General features: G+C 44.1%; 14 protein-coding genes. 2 read left to right on the top strand and 12 right to left on the bottom strand.

What is annotated here, in order from left to right:
• Nucleotides 1–91 precede the first annotated feature (91 nt).
• The 6 genes from AHMF7605_RS18125 to AHMF7605_RS18105 all read right to left on the bottom strand — a co-directional run bounded on the left by AHMF7605_RS18125 (nucleotide 92) and on the right by AHMF7605_RS18105 (nucleotide 7,494).
• Nucleotides 92–985 carry an aldo/keto reductase gene (locus AHMF7605_RS18125; RefSeq protein WP_106931459.1) on the bottom strand — a complete coding sequence of 298 codons (894 nt, stop codon included), beginning with the start codon at nucleotides 983–985 and terminating at the stop codon, nucleotides 92–94.
• 498 nt (nucleotides 986–1,483) lie between these two features.
• On the bottom strand, nucleotides 1,484–4,030 hold the full coding sequence (gene hrpB / locus AHMF7605_RS18120) for an ATP-dependent helicase HrpB (RefSeq protein ID WP_106931458.1): 2,547 nt from the start codon (nucleotides 4,028–4,030) through the stop codon (nucleotides 1,484–1,486).
• The gene (locus tag AHMF7605_RS29840) at nucleotides 4,017–4,157 is read right to left on the bottom strand and encodes a hypothetical protein (protein ID WP_158267556.1); all 141 of its coding nucleotides are present in this window, start codon (nucleotides 4,155–4,157) and stop codon (nucleotides 4,017–4,019) included. The genes hrpB and AHMF7605_RS29840 overlap by 14 nt, the downstream gene beginning before the upstream one ends.
• 83 nt (nucleotides 4,158–4,240) lie before the next feature.
• Complete coding sequence (locus tag AHMF7605_RS18115) at nucleotides 4,241–5,650, bottom strand: alkaline phosphatase PhoX (protein ID WP_106931457.1); 1,410 nt, start codon at nucleotides 5,648–5,650, stop codon at nucleotides 4,241–4,243.
• Nucleotides 5,651–5,838: 188 nt separating this feature from the next.
• Entirely contained in the window at nucleotides 5,839–6,285 is a 447-nt protein-coding gene (locus AHMF7605_RS18110; protein ID WP_106931456.1) for an Imm51 family immunity protein, read from the bottom strand.
• 36 nt (nucleotides 6,286–6,321) lie between these two features.
• Nucleotides 6,322–7,494: a putative sensor domain DACNV-containing protein gene (locus AHMF7605_RS18105; RefSeq protein WP_233219179.1), complete on the bottom strand. Its 1,173-nt coding sequence runs from the start codon at nucleotides 7,492–7,494 to the stop codon at nucleotides 6,322–6,324.
• A 402-nt stretch (nucleotides 7,495–7,896) separates the two neighbouring features.
• Here AHMF7605_RS18105 and AHMF7605_RS18100 point away from each other — a divergent pair, with 402 nt between their 5' ends.
• Nucleotides 7,897–8,094 (top strand): hypothetical protein, encoded by a 198-nt coding sequence (locus AHMF7605_RS18100; RefSeq protein ID WP_146153617.1) that lies wholly within the window; start codon nucleotides 7,897–7,899, stop codon nucleotides 8,092–8,094.
• 242 nt (nucleotides 8,095–8,336) lie between these two features.
• On the opposite strand, the gene AHMF7605_RS18095 is transcribed toward AHMF7605_RS18100, so the two are convergent.
• Complete coding sequence (locus tag AHMF7605_RS18095; RefSeq protein ID WP_106931454.1) at nucleotides 8,337–8,552, bottom strand: VF530 family protein; 216 nt, start codon at nucleotides 8,550–8,552, stop codon at nucleotides 8,337–8,339.
• 299 nt (nucleotides 8,553–8,851) lie between these two features.
• Between AHMF7605_RS18095 and AHMF7605_RS18090 the strand changes: the two genes are divergently transcribed.
• Nucleotides 8,852–10,741: a T9SS type A sorting domain-containing protein gene (locus tag AHMF7605_RS18090; protein ID WP_158267555.1), complete on the top strand. Its 1,890-nt coding sequence runs from the start codon at nucleotides 8,852–8,854 to the stop codon at nucleotides 10,739–10,741.
• Nucleotides 10,742–10,902: 161 nt separating this feature from the next.
• Here AHMF7605_RS18090 and AHMF7605_RS18085 read toward each other — a convergent pair whose 3' ends face one another.
• The 5 genes from AHMF7605_RS18085 to AHMF7605_RS18060 all read right to left on the bottom strand — a co-directional run bounded on the left by AHMF7605_RS18085 (nucleotide 10,903) and on the right by AHMF7605_RS18060 (nucleotide 18,440).
• Complete coding sequence (locus AHMF7605_RS18085; RefSeq protein WP_106931452.1) at nucleotides 10,903–11,334, bottom strand: CBS domain-containing protein; 432 nt, start codon at nucleotides 11,332–11,334, stop codon at nucleotides 10,903–10,905.
• Between the two features lie 137 nt (nucleotides 11,335–11,471).
• Nucleotides 11,472–12,629 (bottom strand): glycoside hydrolase family 18 protein, encoded by a 1,158-nt coding sequence (locus AHMF7605_RS18080; RefSeq protein ID WP_106931451.1) that lies wholly within the window; start codon nucleotides 12,627–12,629, stop codon nucleotides 11,472–11,474.
• A 391-nt stretch (nucleotides 12,630–13,020) separates the two neighbouring features.
• Nucleotides 13,021–14,517: a peptide MFS transporter gene (locus AHMF7605_RS18070; RefSeq protein WP_106931449.1), complete on the bottom strand. Its 1,497-nt coding sequence runs from the start codon at nucleotides 14,515–14,517 to the stop codon at nucleotides 13,021–13,023.
• Between the two features lie 222 nt (nucleotides 14,518–14,739).
• Nucleotides 14,740–16,299: a CehA/McbA family metallohydrolase gene (locus tag AHMF7605_RS18065; protein WP_233219178.1), complete on the bottom strand. Its 1,560-nt coding sequence runs from the start codon at nucleotides 16,297–16,299 to the stop codon at nucleotides 14,740–14,742.
• Nucleotides 16,300–16,661: 362 nt separating this feature from the next.
• Nucleotides 16,662–18,440, bottom strand: a complete 1,779-nt coding sequence (locus AHMF7605_RS18060; RefSeq protein WP_106931447.1) for an ABC transporter ATP-binding protein — start codon at nucleotides 18,438–18,440, stop codon at nucleotides 16,662–16,664.
• Nucleotides 18,441–18,629 lie beyond the last annotated feature (189 nt).

Raw genomic sequence — 18,629 nt, 5'->3', positions numbered from 1 at the left:
CTGTTTGTTTTACATTGGCCAGAGGCCAGACGATAGTAAGACACGAGCGTGGACGCTCGCGCCATGCTATATCTAAATGTTTTGATAAAATTTAGATTTCCCCACGAGAGATAGCGTACAACTCGTACCAATCCTGATGCTCCAAGTCAATATCAAACGCATTAACTGCATTGCGGAGTCGTTGTTCATCACGGGTGCCTAACAGCGGTAAAGCCCCTAATTTAATTACCCAGGCTACGGCAATAGATTCTAAGTCTACGTTATATTTCTGGCCAATTTCCTGTAATTTCTGGCGTACACGTACTGCTATTTCATCCGTGCCATTGGCAATTCTTCCATCGGCTAAAGGACCAGACGCCAATGGCCGCATGTAGCGCTGTTTAATGTAATCTATTTGGCCGTTGTCCAGGGCCTGCGTATTTAATATATTTAACTCGATGTGGTTGGTTACAATAGGTATATTCAGGTAAGCGGCCAGTAACTGGTGCTGAAAAACCGAAAAATTAGCTACCCCAATATTTTTTACCTTACCCGATTCTTTAAGTTGCCGCAAAGTAATGGCTGTTTCTTCGAGGTTGGAGATTGGATCGAGGTGGTAAAGCAGAAAAATATCCAGGTAATCCGTTTTTAATTTGCGAAGCGATTCTTCTACGTTGCGCAGAATATGCTGGCGGGAAGTATCGTAATGCTTTACCCGCACTTCTGGCTGACTAGGATGCGGCAAGCGCAGGCCGCATTTGGTAAATAAAACAATGTCTTCCCTTTTAAACGATTTCTGACTGATTAACTGACCAAATAATTCTTCGGCGTGATACGAGCCGTAAATATCGGCATGGTCGAAAGTATTAATACCCAGTTCGAGGCACAAATTTACCATTCTTTCCATGGAGGCAGAAGTAGTAGTGGCTTCTTCTTGCCAGCGGTGAAAGCTGTACACAGCGGGCGATACTTTGGGTCCGGCGTCGCTTAAATAAATTTTCTGCATTAGTTAGTCGTTTTACTTTCTGAAGTAGTTATATGGTTATTAAAAGGGAATGAACTTTAAACGGTGTTTTCACTTCTTGGTAAGGTAAATATTAAGTCAGTAACAGTTGATTAAATTTAAAAATAAAAAGTAAATGGTCGGAAGCAACTAAAGGTAATTGTCCTCCCGAATAAATCCATTTGATAATCTGGTTAAATAAACTCCTTATCGAAGGACAAAAATAGAAGTGTTTTGTCACCTTAAAATAAATTTTGCTATTTACTTAAGCATTAATTTAAATTTAAAGTAAATCGACCCTGCCATTTTCAGAATTCCCGAAAGTCTAAAACTAAATTCTAGACGAAAATATTTAAATGGAACGGCGAATTTATAGGCAAGTAGTGCAAGCCGCATAATTCTGTCTGTTGTTAAATAAAAGTATTCAATTCAGATAGAACTCACCGAATACTTAAAATTGGCGGAATCTGAGTAATCCGCTAAAATCTGCGCTTCCGAAATTTACCCTGGCCTTTTCTTAGTGCCGCGAGTTGGTAGCGCGGATAACGGGTCTTCGGGCCAATGGTGTTTGGGATAACGCCCGCGTAAATCTTTCCGAACTTCAAAATAACCGGTGTTCCAGAAACTACGTAAGTCGCGGGTTACCTGCACGGGCCGGGAGGCCGGCGAAAGCAAGTGAATGAGTAAGGGCACTTTTCCGCCGCCAATCTTTGGGGTATCCATTAGGCCGAAAACTTCCTGCAAACGCACCGCTAACACCGGTGCCGATATATCTGAATAATCCAGGGCAACGCACGAACCACTGGGTACAGTTAAATGGGTAGGTGCCAAACGGTCCATTTCCTGACGTTTTGCCCAGGAAAGATTACTAAGTAATAGTTCGTTAAAATCTAAGCGGGCAACCTGGTCCAGGGAACGCAAACCTGACAAATGCGGGCGCAGCCATTCGTTGGCAGTAGCAGTTAACGTTTCGTTTGAAACATCAGGCCAGCTTTCGGGCTCTAGTTGGTGCAGGAAAGCCAATCGTTGCCGGGTACGTTGCGCCTCATCAGACCAGGGGAGCCGGTCCACTCCTTTTTCCAGTAAGGCTTGGAGCAGTACATTTGCGACGAGTTCCGGGTCTGGTTTTGTTTGATTAGATTCTTCCAGGATAAGGGCTCCCAAGCGGGTAATTTGCCGGGCGATAACGCGGTTAGTAGAATCATCCCAACGCACTTCCTGGTTTTGTTCTAATTGATGGCTAAAATGCTGCAATATTTCCGTTTTAGAAATGGGGGCTGCCAACAATACGCGGGTTTGGTTAGTTGTTTCCAGATGCGCCACGCCGTAAAATTCGGCTTCGGAAAATAACTCGGTAGCCAAAGCCGCACGTTGCCCGGTAACCAGCCGTACCCGCCCGGAAGTTTCCCGTTGGGCCAGCCGGTCGGGGTAAGCCAGGGCAGTAAGTAAACCCACCGCATCGGACTGGAGCTGACTATCTGGTTCGTGCAGACGTTGGCGTAAATGGCGGGCTTGTTCGCGTACCCGGCGTAAATTATTTTCGTCGGCTACAAAACCGGGAGTAGGCGGTCGCTGGCCGGCCAGCAACTCCAGGCGCAGGTGCAAATCAGGTAACAAATTTATCCGGGTAGTTTCCACTGGTTTCAGGATATCGCGTTCGGCGAGTAGGGCCGCTAAAGCGCAAGCCGTAGCGCCAAAACCCAGTTCGTGCCCTTGCCTTACCAAATGACCTAGGCGGGGCGTTAAGCCTAATGCCGCCAAAGCTTTCCCGTGGCGCGTAGCGTTTCCGTTAGCATCAATGGCTTCGAGGCGCCGTAATAAATCGCGGGCCAAAGCTAAGGCCGCCGTTGGGGGAGTATCCAGCCATTTTAACGAGGTAATATCCTTTACGCCCCAAATAGCTAATTCCAAAGCTAAGCTACTTAAATCGGCTTCGCATATTTCCGGCGTTTGCCGTTCGGGTAATTGTAACTGATCGGCCTGCGACCATAAACGGTAACAGGTGCCCGGTCCTAAACGGCCTGCCCTACCCCGACGCTGATCCGCGGCGGCCCGCGAAACCGGAATAGTAGCTAAAGTAGTTAAGCCGGTACGGGCTACAAATTTAGGTACTCTTGCAAATCCCCCGTCTACTACTATTGTTACACCTTCTATGGTTAAGCTGGTTTCGGCAATACTGGTGGCAAGCACTACTTTCCGGTAACCTTTAGCTACCGGCTGAATAGCCGCCTGTTGTTGACTTAGACTCAATTCCCCGTGTAAAACATGCAACTGCGTGCCAGGAGGTAACTTGTTTTCCAGGTGCTGGGCAACTTGCCGCATTTCGCCTAACCCGGGTAAAAAAACTAAAATATCTCCCTCCGTAAACTGTGTCAGAGCTTGGCGAATAGCTTTAGGCACTAAATTCGACAGCCGTTCCGATAGGCGGTTTCCGGCTGCGGCTACTTCGGCGGGTGGCAAATAATGCGTAGCCACCGGATACATGCGGCCCTCGCTCCTTATAACGGGAGCAGCCAACCAATTGCCAATAGCAGTTGCATCAAGAGTAGCACTCATTACTAACAAGCGCAAATCGGGACGTAATACGGCTTGCGCATCCAATGCCAGGGCTAATCCTAAATCAGCTTGCAGACTGCGTTCGTGAAATTCGTCAAAAATAATAACGGATATTCCTTCCAAGGCTGGGTCGTCCTGGAGCAACCGGGTTAAAATACCTTCGGTTACTACTTCTATTTGAGTTTTATCAGAGGTAGCCCTTTCCATTCGGACCCGGTAACCTACGGTTTGGCCTACTGCTTCGCCAAGTAGATCGGCCATGCGCTGAGCCGCCGCTTTCGCCGCTAACCGGCGTGGTTCCAGCAGGATAATTTTACCGTTGTTGCGCCAGTCTGCCTTTAATAAAGCCAAAGGCACCAACGTGGTTTTACCCGCTCCGGGTGGCGCTTCCAGTACGGTACGAGTGTTTTCGTCTAAAGCCGTTAATAGACGGGGAAGCGCTTCTTTAACGGGTAAATCAGGTAAGTTGGGAAGTAAATCAGCGAATAACATCTAGTGGCAAAGGTCGGAATTCTTTCTGAAAGATTTGCGTCGGACTAACCAACGTTAAGCTTACGCCAATAGAGGTAAAAAATGTAACTACTAAAAAATTATTGGTTTTCAGCTGAACGATCTTCATTTTTTAACGGTGCCCAATCAATATTTTTTTCATCTCCAGTTTATAAACGTACCTCTAACAGCTACTACGGGCACATGAATAGGTTAAACCCGTTCTTTCCAGGGACCGGTAATGGCTATGGTTACGCCCGGCGATTGAATATTGATGAACATGGTACGACCAGAGGGCGAGAAAACCGGACCGGCAAATTCAGACTTCGGGAAACCTACATTTTTGGCTAAAACATAGGTTTCGCCTTTGGGGGTTATGCCAATAATCCGGGGGTTAGAAGTGTCTTCGCAAATAACGACGTCGCCCCAGGGCGAAATAGTCAGGTTATCGCATTTTTGAAAAATCTCCGTATTGTTGGGTTCCAGAAATAATTCCAGTTTGCCCGGAATTTCTTTTTCGCGGGCCGTTCCTTCGTAAGGACTGGTAACATACCGGAAAATTTGGCCTTTGGTAATAGCTCCGCCAGACGTACAAGCAAAAAAGAGTTCGTTTTTACCGTACCAAATACCTTCGGTGTTGGCAAAACGGGCCGCTCCTTGTTCAAAACCACGAATCCGAAGCGGACTTTCCTTTGCTTCTACATCGCTCAGATCCAGCCATTCTACGGTATATTGTTTTTTTGCCGGAAATTTATCCGTGGTAAGATCGGGCCAGTTGCGGGTATCTGCGCTTTTCCACTCTTTTAAGGACAGGCATTGCAGTTTACCTCCTTTTTGCAGCTCGCCGTAAACATTAGGCAAAAAGCGGTAAAAGATACTATCGGGGCTGTCTTCGGTTTGGTAAACAATACCCGTACCGGGTTGAACGGCTACTGCCTCGTGCACAAACCGGCCCATGGCTTTGAGCGGTATTGGGTCGTTTAATTTAATTTTATCCGTTGCCTTTACTTCGAAGTTGTAGCCGTGGTTCTTTTCCAGGGAGCCGTCTAATTCATTTTTCCGGAGCGGGGTTTCTTCGCAGGTGAGCCAGGATTGCCAAGGGGTAATGCCGCCGGCGCAATTCCGAATGGTTCCGGTTAAGCTTAGGTATTCCAGTTCTACTTGTTGCTTTTCCTCATTAAACCGCATGGTGGTAGTACCACCCAAACAGATTTGTTCCCCTTTCCCGAAGTCGTAAATTTTACTTTTATCAACCTTACTTAGCAGCGCTTTATTCACACCGTACGGTCCATCGCCGAAGGTACCCGGCGATAGCTCGTGGTTCCGGATAAGGAGTACCCGGTTATTTTTCCAAGTAAAGGCTCCCATGCCATCGTGGGCCCCCGGCGATAATAGCCCATCGGCCATAGAATTACCTTTTTGGGAAATAATTTTGCAGGAGAATCCTTTAGGCAAACTAAGCGGACTACCAGCATTTGTTACTAAAGGCCCATAACCCACGGAGAGAGTTTGTTCCGGCTGAAAGGCGGCCATTGCCATGCGGGCGGCCAGGTTATTTAAGCCCACAAAGCCCAAGCTAACCAAACCTGATGATTTAATAAAATTGCGGCGAGAGAGAAGCATGATAGTAAAGCAGATAAAATAGTTTTACGTGGTAGTTTAAGCGGTTTTATCTAATTTTAAAATTACCGACCCATAATTTAATCTTAATTCTTAGTTGTTACTCTATTAATTACTACAATCTCATGTAAGCGGCAACAGCGGCTCTCGGTCGAGGTTAAAGTTTACATAAGGCTGTAAGCTGGTTTTTCTTACTCCATTTCCCCAGCTTGCTCAGCTACCTGAATGGCTTTTAAAATTATACTCTCATCTGATTTGACCATGGAAATCAGTCTACCTACTTTATTTAGGCTTTCTCTATCAGAACTCCAAATAGCCAGACCTTCCGCTTCATCGTCGAATCGGATTTTAGCGGCAATAGTTGGGTCCGACATTTGGATAGCACCATATATAATTCCGAGCCAACTTGGTCCGCCTCCTTGATAACCTTTTTTATTTAGAAACGCAAAGTGGCTATCTTTCTCGTGGATATCATAATAGTCAACTCGGTATTCATTTGGGCCTATTTCAACCAGATTCCCTCTGATTGTTAAGTCGGGGTTATTTAGCGCTTGTACTAATTTATCGTTTTTAGATGTTTGATTGCCGCTGCTGCAGCTTACAATAAATAAGAATAGAAGTGTGTAAAGGAGCTTCATGTGATAATGAAATTTCTATATAAACTAGCGTACAACTTACAGCAGCAAGCTATCTACCCGGTGCGCGTGCACCATTCCTTCGCAAGGCGACCAGGAGAAAATAGTAAAACGGCCATCCTGCGAGGCTACCAAAGCATAAGCATCGCGCTGGTCGAAGACGAATTGCGCCGCCGATAAGTGCCGGGTACCCCCATTTTGGGCCGGATGAATAATCAGAGGTTCCTGGTCGATAATAGGTTCCGTTACAACAATTTGGTCTACCGAACTTTTACCGGGTGGCCGCCGGATTTTTGCCCCAAAGGCTAATAATTCGTACTTGTCGCTAATAATGGTGGCGCCATCTACGGCGGTAAGACCGGCAACTCCTTCTACGGCCAGCCGCAAGTTAGCCAGCCAGTTACGGGAACTTTTCTCTTCTGCTTCCTGCTGTAATACCGTAGCTAAACCCGTAAAGGCCGGTTGAACCGCGTAAGAAATAGGGTGAATGATGGATTCGCGCCACGCCTGCGTACCAGCCGGAACTACCAGCAAAATGCCCCCGCGGCCATGCGCCCGCATAGAAGCCGCTAATTGTACCAGCACATCTACGGAGCCGTTCCAGGAAGAAGGCGTGGTAAAACCCAGCAAAGAAGTTAATAGGACCGGACAATCGGGTAAACTGGCGCTTTGTTCATCAATAATTTTAATCTTGTCTCCTTTAAGTACCGCTACGTTCACGAATTTGCCAAAACCATCCAGGCCCCGGTGTTTTATTACCAGCAAGCCGGGCTCAATTACTTCCAGCACAAAACAGATACTAGGAATAATACGGGTAGTTCCCCAAACGTACAAATCTTCCCCGTTGCCCCATACCCCCAAATGAATACCGGGCCGCTCTACTGCTGGCCCCAGTTTGGTAAGACTGCTGGGGCTAAGTGCCAGGCGTTGTTCAAAGATAAGCGGCTGCCCGGCCTGTTCCGGAGAAAGAAAAGCAAGGGAGATTTTGGTAGAATGACCTTCTTCGCGCCGAAGGCTGGCCCAAAAGGCCACATCAACAATAGTTTCAATGGTTAATGCCTTTGGGGCAGTAGCCAGTTTGTGCTCGTCGTGCTGGTGCGCATTCGCCAAATGCTCCGCAAAGTGTTGTTCTACGGAGGCAGCTACTAACTGGGCAGCTTGGTATCGGGTTTCGTGATTCATGCTTATGGCTTCGGCAGTCTTCTGTATCAACGCAGTAGAAGGTAGGTGCAATATGTAAATAATTGAAATAAGAGAACTCCGAATTTACGCGGGATTCTGCTTGGATGCAAACAAATAGAATAGCATAATGTTGCCGAAGCCATTCATACAACAGCTCAATAAGCGGTTGCACGGGTAATATCCGGAAAGTATTTCGAATCTTATCGGGAGAAATTTAGCGGAAGGAAACGAAGATTAAAATATAATTTAGTTATACTATATAGAAATAAATGTTGTTAAATTTTTATTATTTATAATTATTTATTATAATTGGTTTATATAAGGTGCTTTTTATCTAAACAATACACAATGCTGTAGGGGCAAGTGACCATGCAGGTTAAAGCACAACCGACCGAAAATGAACCAATTAATCAACCAATTAAAATTACCGTTATGGAAAAGCTTCAGGCAATGCTTCGGCTCATGGAATCAGATGAATTTCTGTTAATCACTAAATCAAAAAATCAAGAAGGTATAACGTACAATCGCGATATGACGGATAGTCACGCCAAGCGGTTTTGCCTGCAAGTATACCGCCACATTAGAAACAGCCAGGAAACCCTGAATGCTTTTAAGCAATTGTTTTACTGAACGTATTTAGAAATTTTACGATATACTCCTCGCTACTATTTTTTATTGAATCGGATATTAATAAAAAGTAGTTTTAAGAGTTTAAATCTATTATATAAAGCAGAATAGCAACTAAAAGTAGTTTATACTTTTAGTTGCTATTCTGCTTTATAAGTTCACTCCCAAAAATTTACGAACTACTTTTTTAGGCGGGAAAGCAAAAGTTACTAGCAATTCAGATTGTAAAATACAAGTAAATAGCCTTAACTCAGGGTTTTCAGATAAAGATCTTCTACTTTTTTGCGAGCCCAAGGCGTTTTCCGGAGAAAAGTTAAACTCGATTTAATACTTGGATTACTGGTAAAGCTGTTGATGTTAATTCTGGCGCCCAATTCGTCCCAACCGTAATACTCTACTAAGTGCGTCAGGATCATCTCTAGGGTTTTGCCGTGCAAAGGATTATTCTTTTGTTCTTCCATCTCGGGGGCTTTTAACGTAAGGCCGTTTAAACGGCGCCAAAATAGTCTAATTCTTTTACAAATGCCGTTTCCAGCATTTTATTATTCGGGTCGGTAGCGGTTTAGTCTTTACTATAAAGGCAAATTAAATGTACATCCGTTTTCTCGCCTAACCCCTACACCGGCTTATCCATATTAATATTGTGTTAATTAGTGAATTACCGGCTATTATTCTTCCCGGCGGATATAGTTTATACCGTTGTTAAATAGTACATTCAGAGAGAAATAACCTTGTTTCTAAATTCTAAATGCTACTATTTATGAAAACTAATTTACGGTCACAGAAGGTTTTATGCGGGCAGCATCTAAGAAATCTTTTTTTTACTTTATTCTTGTGGCAAAGCTCCCTCTATTTGCTGGCTCAACCGGATAAGCTTATTTTTAAAGATGATTTTAGTAAGAATACCATAAAAAGTAAGTGGCAATTCACGCCGTTCTGGTCTATTGCCGGGGGCGTAGCCTACAATAGGGAAGATTACGGCTCGCTGCTTACCTCGCAAAGTTTCTCCGCGGAGTCGTACGTTATTGAAACTACGGTGCAAGGATTTTCTAATGCGTATTACCGTCAGTTTTTATTTACTTTTGGGCAAGCAGGTGCCGCCGGCCCGGAAAGCCCAACGTATGTTTTAAAGTACTCTCCTTTTGGCGGAGATTATCTGTCGTTATCGCGCGCGACGGATAATATTTATTACCCGGATACTTTACTGGATGGCGCTATCCTCTACCCGCCCTTAGCTACTTCCAGATGGTACAAATTTAAAATTGCCAAATATAAAAGTGGGCTGATTCAGGTATTTCTGGATAAAGGACCCGGCTACGGCTCCGTACCCATCCTGGAAACTATTGATACGACTTATCCCCCATTAGGACATTTAGGTTGGACAATAACCACGGAAACTGCTCCCGAAGGATTTTCTTTGGATTGGATAGAGGTCCGGACGCCTCTCACGGAGAAACCAGCCATCCGGGAAAAACCCGCCAACGATAATCTGATTGCTCTGGCGGTGAATAATAGCGGAAAATCTTACGAAATTACCAAGCTAAAGAAAGGGGTTCGAGCCTACACCGATCGGGATTATACCATTACAACTGTTCCTACCTATTTGCAGGATGCCTCTTTTGTCCGCACAAATATGGCGGACAAGTACAATGTAGGAGAATCTTACCTGAACTTGTTTTTTAATAAATACGCCATTATTTACGTAGCTTACGATCCGCGGGCCTCCAAGCGTCCGGTCTGGCTGCAAGATTGGCAAAAAACCAATGAGGTTATTCGTACGACCGACCCCGGAACAAATTACCTGGAAGTTTACAGTATATTACCGAATCCTTACCAAGGATTTTTCGGGCCTTTTCAATTAGGCGGAAACCTAGCGAGCCCGGCGGCGAATGCGCGCGCCCAATATCTAGTAATGGCCGTAGAAAAGCCTAATGGTCAAATTTTAGAAGCCGAGGAAGCAAAGGTAGCAGACGCCACTATTGATCACAACCACCCGGGTTACAGCGGTACCGGGTTTGTTGATTTTATTCATAAAAAAAATGATTACGTGGAATGGACAATACAAACCCAGGTGCCCGGCACGTATTTAGTAAGTTATACATTTGCTAACGGCGGCCCCACGGAGCGTTCGCTCGCTATTACCGCGGATGGAACGAGCGCGGATACCGTTTCTTTTAGCCCGCTAGGCAGTTGGGGTACTTGGGCGCAGTATTCCGGAACAAAGGTATACTTAACGAGAGGTACGCATAAAATTAGGGCAACCGCTATAGGCACGAGCGGACCTAATTTAGATCATATCAGCTTAGGCTATGACTCCCACTCCCGCGCAGAAGTTGTTCCCGGCCGGTATTCCAGAAATGCCCCGGTTACTCTTGAAAGTGCTTCGGCCCGCAATAAATTATCCGCAACGGTATATCCTAACCCTTTTGAAAAAAATACTACTATTGTTTACTCTTTACCCGAAAAAGCGGCCGTTACCTTAGTAGTATACAACCTGCAAGGACAAAAAGTAAAAACAATAGTCAATAAAATTGAAGCAGCCGGTACGTATACGGTTGCACTTAACGCGACCAATTTACCTAAAGGCGTATACCTGTACCGATTAAATGCCGGAACGCAAACAGTTACTGGTAAAATGATAAGGGAATAAGCAAGTTGTACCATTTGTAAAATATAGGCTGTTAACGAATCCAGTTAACATAACCTTCTATTTACTTTTAGGCGCAGGATGAAAGAATAAAGTAAATTTTAGAAAAACTTATTCTCTTTCTCGCGCTGTTTGATTCGGCTCGGGAGTGAAAAGCGTCATTTTTATTGATTAGAAATGTAATTCTGGAGACTATCAATAATAAATTTCTGCTCTTCCATCAGGTGTTTTACAATATCGCTCATCGAAATAATTCCTACTACTTTATCTTCTTCCAACACGGGTAAATACCGGATTACTTTATCGGTCATCAGGTTCATGCATTCTTTTATGGTGGTGGTGGGAGTTACCGTAACCGGATGGTCGTTCATGATTTCTTTGATGAGCGTTTTTTTCGAGGCTTTTCCTTCCAAAATAACTTTGCGCGCGTAATCCCTTTCGGTGAAAATGCCGATAAATTTTTCTCCGTCCATTACCAGCAGAGCCCCTACGTTTTTCTTCATCATCATTTCTAAGGCATTGTAAACCGTAGAGTAAGATTCTATGGTAATAGTAGCATACCCCTTCTTTAGTAAAATATTTTTTACGTGGCTCATAAGTGTCTCTTTTCGTTTAGCAGTTAGAAATTTGAAGCGTTTACTATTTAATAGGACAATATATTAAAAAAGCCGTTATAAAAAAGAAGGAATAGAAATAAGTAATTAAAATAAAGGATTTTACCCTAAAGAAATAATTATTTCAGTTGACGGTTAACTTCATCGAGTAAGTATTCCTTTGGGTCGGAGTTGTATTCCCAGAACATTACCCCGGCGAGCTTATTGGCGAGCACGAATTTACATTTATGCCGGACGGACCATTCGTCTTCGTAGGTGATAAACTTCTTTTCGGCGGCATTATATAAATAAGGCGCTTTTGCTTTTCGGTCGCGGAAAGCTTTATTGCCGTTTTTATTTATTTGATTGTCTTTTAGGTCAGAGTAACCTCCGCCCCGGGTGGTGCCCGTCGTTTTCTGACCGATGCCTTTCCCCTTGGCTTCGGCCAGGTTAAAACCTTTGCCGTAAAAAGCCAGCCCAATTATCATTTTAGAAGTGGGTACTCCCAAAGCAGCATAGTCTTTTACAGCTTTGGCGGCGTAGTCTTTGGTATCGTATTTTTTAGAAGCGTATAAATTACTATGGTGCCCGGCTACCGGTCCGCCGGAATAATCGTAGGTCATCAGGTTTACGTAGTCCAAGTATTGCTGCGCCTTGCCCATTTCGGTGTGGTTGATAAAATCCGTGAACGTGGGAATGGCCGTTGTAAGTAAATATTTTTTGCCGGTTTGGGCTTGTAGTTTATCCAGTTCCTGCCGAAGTGCGGCAAACATGAGCGTGAAGTTTTGCGTGTCTTCGGGCCGGAAAATATTGCCTTCTTCGCCTTTTATCGCTGGATATTCCCAATCTATGTCGACGCCATCTAACTGGTATTGCTGGACTATTTGAGCCGCACTGGCGGCAAATGCTTGCCGCGACGTATCGGAAAGTACCGCATCCGAGAAATTTTCGCTCCAGGACCAGCCGCCCAGAGAAATTAATATTTTAAGCTCGGGATTTTGCTTTTTTAGCAGGTTGAGTTTCCGGAAGTTGGTAGAATCGGTCGCCAGGTTCGTGAGAAAAGCCCGGTTTCCTTTTACATCTACGAAGGCATAATTAATGTGCGTTAACTTATTCGCGCTGATAGTTTCGGTATTAATCAGTCCCCGGAAACCACCTACGTACCCGATTATAACCGGCTTGTTGGTTACCGGTACAGTTTGGGCCAGCAAGGACAGGGTAGCAGAAAAAATTAACGAAAAACAAAGGAAGAAATAAGTGCCGTTTAATCTTTTAAAAGGAGTAGTAAGTTTTCGCATAATAAGGTGTTTAGTACTTGGTCTATTTGTTAGTTGTTAGATGTAAATATTAAGTAAACTTATAAATTCAAAATCTCTAACTTATAGCGGTTTGCATTTAGTTAGAGTAGTTTTCAAGTAATTAAAATAATTATCAAGAAGTTAGTCAGCAGGCCAATTACATGAATAGAAATTAGATTTTGGGGTTTATAATGTAAGTAATCGGCTATTAACCATATTGTACCCGGTATAATAAATAAAACGATAATAGGGAAACTTAAAGGAGCGGTGTGCGAATTACCTTTAGAAAATAAGTGGCCTATACTGGTTAAGATTAAGCCAACTAAATACAAGATAATCCTTTTGGTAAGACCTGAATTGTAATTGCTTTCCCCTTTCATTTTACCACCAACTACCGTACATCCTTCATCCACTTTCGAATAACGGGACTTAAGCAGGTTAACACTATTCCGGTACCAATCGACCACATGCCGATTTTACTTAAAATAACCGCATAATAGGGCAATGATAATATAGGGTTATTCACTACATCTACCGGCACGCTCATTAAAGCCCCTATTTTACCCGCCAGGAATTCCCCAATGGCAGAAGCAAAAAAGAAAATACCCATCATTAAGGCTACCATGCGCGTAGGAGCCAGTTTGGTAACCATGCTCAGGCCAATAGGGGAAAGACACAACTCGCCGCAAATAATAAGGCAGTATCCGAGAATAAAAGCGGGTAAAGAAATTAACCCCGTAGCAGCTCCCACCTGGCAGGCAACATAAAATACGTAAAACCCCGAACCCACAAAAATAAACGAAAGCCCAAATTTTACCGGCGTGGAGGGCTCCAGCTTTTTCCGGTTAAGCACAGGCCAAAGCCAGGCAAAAAAGAAACTGAGAATAATTACCCAGGCGGGCGGTAAAAAATTATTAACCGATAAGGCAGGTAACTCTATACCGGCCACGTGCATATCTACGTTGCGCATGGCAAATAAATTAAGCGAACCCGAATTTTGCTCGTAGAAAGCCCAAAACAAGCTAGAAAATACAATTAATACCAGCGCGGCGAGTAATTTACTTCGGGCGGCTCCATCTAACTGAAAGGCTGTGTATACTATGTAAACCAGCGATAAAATTCCTAACCCAAACATAATGTAATCCATTAGTTCGTACCGATTAAAGAGCGCTACAACCGCAGGCACAACTAAGAGCGAAGCAATATAAATTAGTAATTCGGTGGAAACACCGGCAAATACCGGTCTTTTTAATTCGGCGGAATCGGGAGGTAGACCCCGGTGCTGCAAGGATTTCTGCCCAAAGTAAAACACGACTAATCCTAAAATCATGAAGATACCCGCCAACCCGAAACCATAGTGCCAGTTGATGCGTTGCCCTACGTAGCCGCACAACAAACCGCCTAGTGCCGCCCCAATATTTATTCCCATGTAAAAAAGCGAGAAAGCACTATCTTTTCGAGGGTCGTTGTCGGCGTATAAAGTGCCTACTATGCTGGATATATTTGGTTTAAAAAAGCCATTGCCGCAAATAATAAAAGCCATTCCGTAAAAGAAACTCCAACCCTGCGGTACCGCCATTACTAAATGTCCGATGGACATTAAAACTCCTCCGAACAAGATGGCTTTGCGGTAACCTAAAAACCGGTCGGCCATCAGGCCGCCAAACAGCGGCATGGTATACACCAGAGCGGCATACGAACCCAGAATGGCGTAACCTTTCGGCTCCGGAAATTTTAGTTGGGTAACCATATACGCCAGCAGCAAAGCTTTCATGCCATAGAAAGAAAACCGCTCCCACATTTCAGTAAAAAATAATAAATACAGTTGCTTCGGGTGACGGGTAGTTGCAGGAGGGGCTTCGGCAATTTGGGTTTCCGTGAGGTCCATAAAAAAGAAGTATGACAAAAGTAAATCAGGATTTTCTGAATGTAAGCATTATTCGTAAATGGTCAAAATTTGCTTAGTTTCCTTATATCGTTATAAATAGCCAGGGAAAGCTTTAGCAAAATGTTGATTTTTCAGATAACGCAAAAAAGAGGGAGAACTTGTAATCCGAGTAGTTTGCTATTGTGGACTTTGAGCAAAATTGGTAGGGCGGTAAAAGGATTTTTACTTTAACGTTTTCTTCATCTCTTTTATCAGCGAGCGCGTTTCGGCAATGCGCCTTTCCAGACCCGCGCGGTAGTGCCAGGCTTGGTATTGCGGGTCAGCTCGTCGTTTTTTTAATTCTCTTCGGAGTTCCCCCAGGTATTTTTCGCTTAATTTTAAATAGTGAGGAGCAGTGGCAGGATTGTAAAAGTTTTTTCCGTCAACCTGCACGTATACCGGCGTAGTATGAGCCGCTTGGCTGGAATTGCCGTAAGCGCGGGCCGCTAACCAAATACCTTGTTCCGCCGGAACATCCAAAGTTAAAGAAAGATGCTCTGCCGATTGCCCCGATTCTTTAATTGTAATTCGGCCTAAAACCTGGCCATGTCCCACAATCTCTAGGGCTTGTAAAGGTACCTGACTGGAATGGCCGTATGCATGCGCTGTAATATGCAAAGTTGTTCCTTTACTTACTTCTAGCTTGCTGCCGGGTAGTTGTCCATTTACTTCAAAATTGAGCATGGGGCCGCTGGAAACAAAGGTATGTCCGGCTGCTAAACTGGCTTTCCAGGTATTATAATTAAATGGCTCGTCTACGTAGGTATAGAAACGAACATTACCCAAGCGAGCCGAACGTTCCGGTGGTCCTTTGTCGTGGTCTTTGCCGCACCACGGAAAATCGGAACCAGCTACTGCCGTAATAGGTATTCCTAAATCGAGCAAGTGGTAGTAATGTGCGGTAAGTAAAGGTTTATCCGAGGCGCAGAATTGCAGCAATTCCAATACGTCTATTTTCCCGCGTAAACCATCTAAAGTAAGGCCCCGGTACCCGTGAAATGTTTCAGCTTGGTGCGCGTAGCCGCTTACTCCACCTAATTCATGAAGCTTATCAAAAACCTTATCGTAGTAATAATATTCTTTGGAATACCGTACCTTATCGGAGGCACCTATTCCTAAAGCATGGCCTAGTTCAGGCGTGCGCGGGTCTTCCTGGCCGGAAGTAAGTAAATAATCTTTTTTCTGGTAAACTCCTTTTTCGCCCCAGGCATATTGCGGGTAATACGTTTCCCAAAAATCGCCCATGCGCAGCATTACGCCTACGTGCACATCTTCGGCCTGGGTCCAGGTGAGTAGCAAAGAATCTTCGCGCGGCGAGCGCCGGATATGGATATGGTCATCCGCAGAATACCAGCCTTTCTCAGGCATATTTATCCAGCGCTTTAATTGGTAATTCTGCTGGTTAACCTGCCCCGCCTTAATTTGTAAGTCGTATTGTTGTTCCAAGAATTCCGGCCCTTTAGCCAGCGAAAGGTGATACGTGCCTAGTGCCAAATTTAGGCTAAATTTACCGGCTACATAAAAAGAACTATCGGGTTGATACTCATAGCCATCGGCATGGTCCCATACGCCATACATAACCGGCACCGCTTCTTTTGGTAATTTTTTTATAACCCAGCCGTGTCGGCTCAATCGCACCCGAACTGGCGTTAATTGATTTGTAGCAGCATCGGTTACTTGTACTTCCAGGCGACCGGTTTCTGATTGTTGCGCGGATAGAATGCTGGGTTGTATCAGTAACACCAATAGGCTGAGGCTACAAAATAATAGCCCTGCTTTTGAGCCAAATAGGGGCATCCGAATTTATTTTTTGTCTGAATTAAAATATTTGTACCACGATTTACATGATTTAAGGATTACCTGGATTAGGCTTGAATCATAAAGAAAAGGATTGAGAAGTGTTAAGACGAACTTGAAATAGTTATCATGCTTTTATAAAATGCTACTTCCAAGAAATCAATCACCCCTGCCCCTCCTAAGCTTAGGAGGAGAGTTTTTTACCAATACTCTTCAAGCTTTATCTGAGAATTATAACAATTTATAATCTGCGTCATCCGTGTAATCCGCGGAAATCTGCGATTCAGACATAATCAAGGCTCCGACAGCTACACTAAAGCAGGTTTTTCTTCTACATGGCGTTCGCCAATTTGCTGACGCCACATGGCGTAATACAAACCCTTTTGCTCGAGTAACTCCAGGTGTTTACCCGATTCGGCAATTTTACCACGTTCCAGTACGTAAATGCAATCGGCGTGCAGTACCGTAGAAAGGCGGTGCGCAATTAAAATAGTCATGTGGTGGGCACTTAAAGAAACATCGCGCACGGTTTTACTTATTTCTTCTTCGGTTAAGGAATCCAGAGACGAAGTAGCTTCGTCGAAAACCAGCAAAGTAGGGTTCCGCAATAAAGCCCGGGCAATACTTAGGCGTTGCTTTTCCCCGCCCGAAACTTTTACTCCGCCTTCGCCGATTACAGTATCTAAGCCTTTATCGGCGCGGGCCAGTAAAGTATGGCAGGCGGCTTTCCGAAGCGCGTCCAGGCAATCGGCGTCGGTAGCCTGAGGAGCCACAAATAGTAAATTTTCTCGAATAGTACCGGCAAATAACTGGGTATCCTGAGTAACAAAGCCAATCTGTTCACGCAAATTATCTAAATCCAGTTCATTGCCCGGAGTACCATTGTACAAAATGCGGCCTTGCTCGGGTTTGTACAAGCCCACCAGCAATTTCACCAGGGTAGTTTTACCCGAACCCGATGGACCCACAAAAGCAATGGTTTCGCCTAACCGGGTTTTAAAAGAAATGCCATCTAAAGCCCGGTTAGTAGCCGTTTGGTGCTTAAAATTAACCTTTTCGAAAGCCAGGGTTTGAATAGTTTCAAGCGGAACCGGATGCGCAGGCTTAGCTTCTTTGGGAGTGTTTAATATTTTCTGGAAGTTGTCTAACGAGACTTCTGTTTCGCGGTAAATATTAATTATGTTACCCAACTCCTGCAGTGGCCCAAATATAAAGAACGAGTAAATAAACATCGAAATAAAATCGCCTACGGTAATCCGGTTGGTAAACACCAGGTAAAGCATCAACAGCAGAATAACGTTGCGCAGTAAGTTCACGCAGGTACCTTGCACAAAGCTCAAACTACGGATGTACTTTACTTTTTTTAGTTCTAATTTTAAAATTTTGTCGGTAGTGTTGTTTAACCGTACCGTTTCCTGCTGCGCTAAGCCCAAGCTTTTTACCAGCTCAATATTGCGTAATGATTCGGTAGTAGCCCCAGCCAATGCAGTTGTTTCGGCCACAATGGTTTTCTGAATTACTTTAATTTTTTTGCTTAGTACCGAGCTTAAAATCCCCAGGATAGGCACTGCCGAAAAATAAACCGGTGCAATCACCCAGTACACGTTAATGGCATACACCACCACGAAAATAATCCCGATTAAAGAAGTAAAAAGGACGTTGATAAAGTTGGAAATAAGCTTTTCCACATCAATCCGTACTTTTTGCAGCTTGCCTAAAGTTTCCCCGCTGCGCTGGTCTTCGAACACCGAATAAGGTAAATCCAGGGAATGGCGCAAACCGTCGGAGTAAATTTGGGCGCCGAGCCGCTGCGTGATGACGTTCACGTAATAATCCTGAAATGCTTTGGCAATACGCGACACCATGGCTACGCCCATAGCTAGTAAAATTAAGGTGCCCGCACCTTTAAAGAACTCAACGGTAGTTAATTGCAACTTTTTGGTAACCGCCGCGGTGGCATAATCGTCGATTATTTTCCGGAGAATGAGCGGGTCTAAGAGCGAAAAAGTTTGGTTGATGGCGGCTAGTAACAAGGCCAGGAAAACCAGCCATTTATATTGTTTTAAATATTCAAAGAGCAATTTCATACGGAAAGATTAAGGCAAAAGAAGCATTGATTAAAAGTAACCAGCACGAACTGTAAATTGTTATCGACCTCTGAAAAATACTTAATGGCGGAGTAATTAAAAATAACAGTTAATTAATTGGCTTTCAAAGGTAAAAATCAGATTTAAAATAAAGGGTAAGTTATTTTTTCTGTCGGTAATTTACTTAAA

This window comes from Adhaeribacter arboris (genome assembly GCF_003023845.1).
GTDB lineage: Bacteria > Bacteroidota > Bacteroidia > Cytophagales > Hymenobacteraceae > Adhaeribacter > Adhaeribacter arboris.
Note: the sequence above shows the minus strand (reverse complement) of the source record. Positions and strands in the feature narration are given on the sequence as shown.

Excerpts from the sequence above, each read along its gene's own strand:
- AHMF7605_RS18070 (WP_106931449.1), bottom strand. The coding sequence starts at position 14,517 with ATGGACCTCACGGAAACCCAAATTGCCGAAGCCCCTCCTGCAACTACC.
- AHMF7605_RS18085 (WP_106931452.1), bottom strand. The coding sequence starts at position 11,334 with ATGAGCCACGTAAAAAATATTTTACTAAAGAAGGGGTATGCTACTATT.
- AHMF7605_RS18080 (WP_106931451.1), bottom strand. The coding sequence starts at position 12,629 with ATGCGAAAACTTACTACTCCTTTTAAAAGATTAAACGGCACTTATTTC.
- hrpB (WP_106931458.1), bottom strand. The coding sequence starts at position 4,030 with ATGTTATTCGCTGATTTACTTCCCAACTTACCTGATTTACCCGTTAAA.
- AHMF7605_RS18095 (WP_106931454.1), bottom strand. The coding sequence starts at position 8,552 with ATGGAAGAACAAAAGAATAATCCTTTGCACGGCAAAACCCTAGAGATG.
- AHMF7605_RS18125 (WP_106931459.1), bottom strand. The coding sequence starts at position 985 with ATGCAGAAAATTTATTTAAGCGACGCCGGACCCAAAGTATCGCCCGCT.
- AHMF7605_RS18090 (WP_158267555.1), top strand. The coding sequence starts at position 8,852 with ATGAAAACTAATTTACGGTCACAGAAGGTTTTATGCGGGCAGCATCTA.
- AHMF7605_RS18115 (WP_106931457.1), bottom strand. The coding sequence starts at position 5,650 with ATGCTTCTCTCTCGCCGCAATTTTATTAAATCATCAGGTTTGGTTAGC.
- AHMF7605_RS18100 (WP_146153617.1), top strand. The coding sequence starts at position 7,897 with ATGGAAAAGCTTCAGGCAATGCTTCGGCTCATGGAATCAGATGAATTT.
- AHMF7605_RS18110 (WP_106931456.1), bottom strand. The coding sequence starts at position 6,285 with ATGAAGCTCCTTTACACACTTCTATTCTTATTTATTGTAAGCTGCAGC.
- AHMF7605_RS29840 (WP_158267556.1), bottom strand. The coding sequence starts at position 4,157 with ATGAAGATCGTTCAGCTGAAAACCAATAATTTTTTAGTAGTTACATTT.
- AHMF7605_RS18060 (WP_106931447.1), bottom strand. The coding sequence starts at position 18,440 with ATGAAATTGCTCTTTGAATATTTAAAACAATATAAATGGCTGGTTTTC.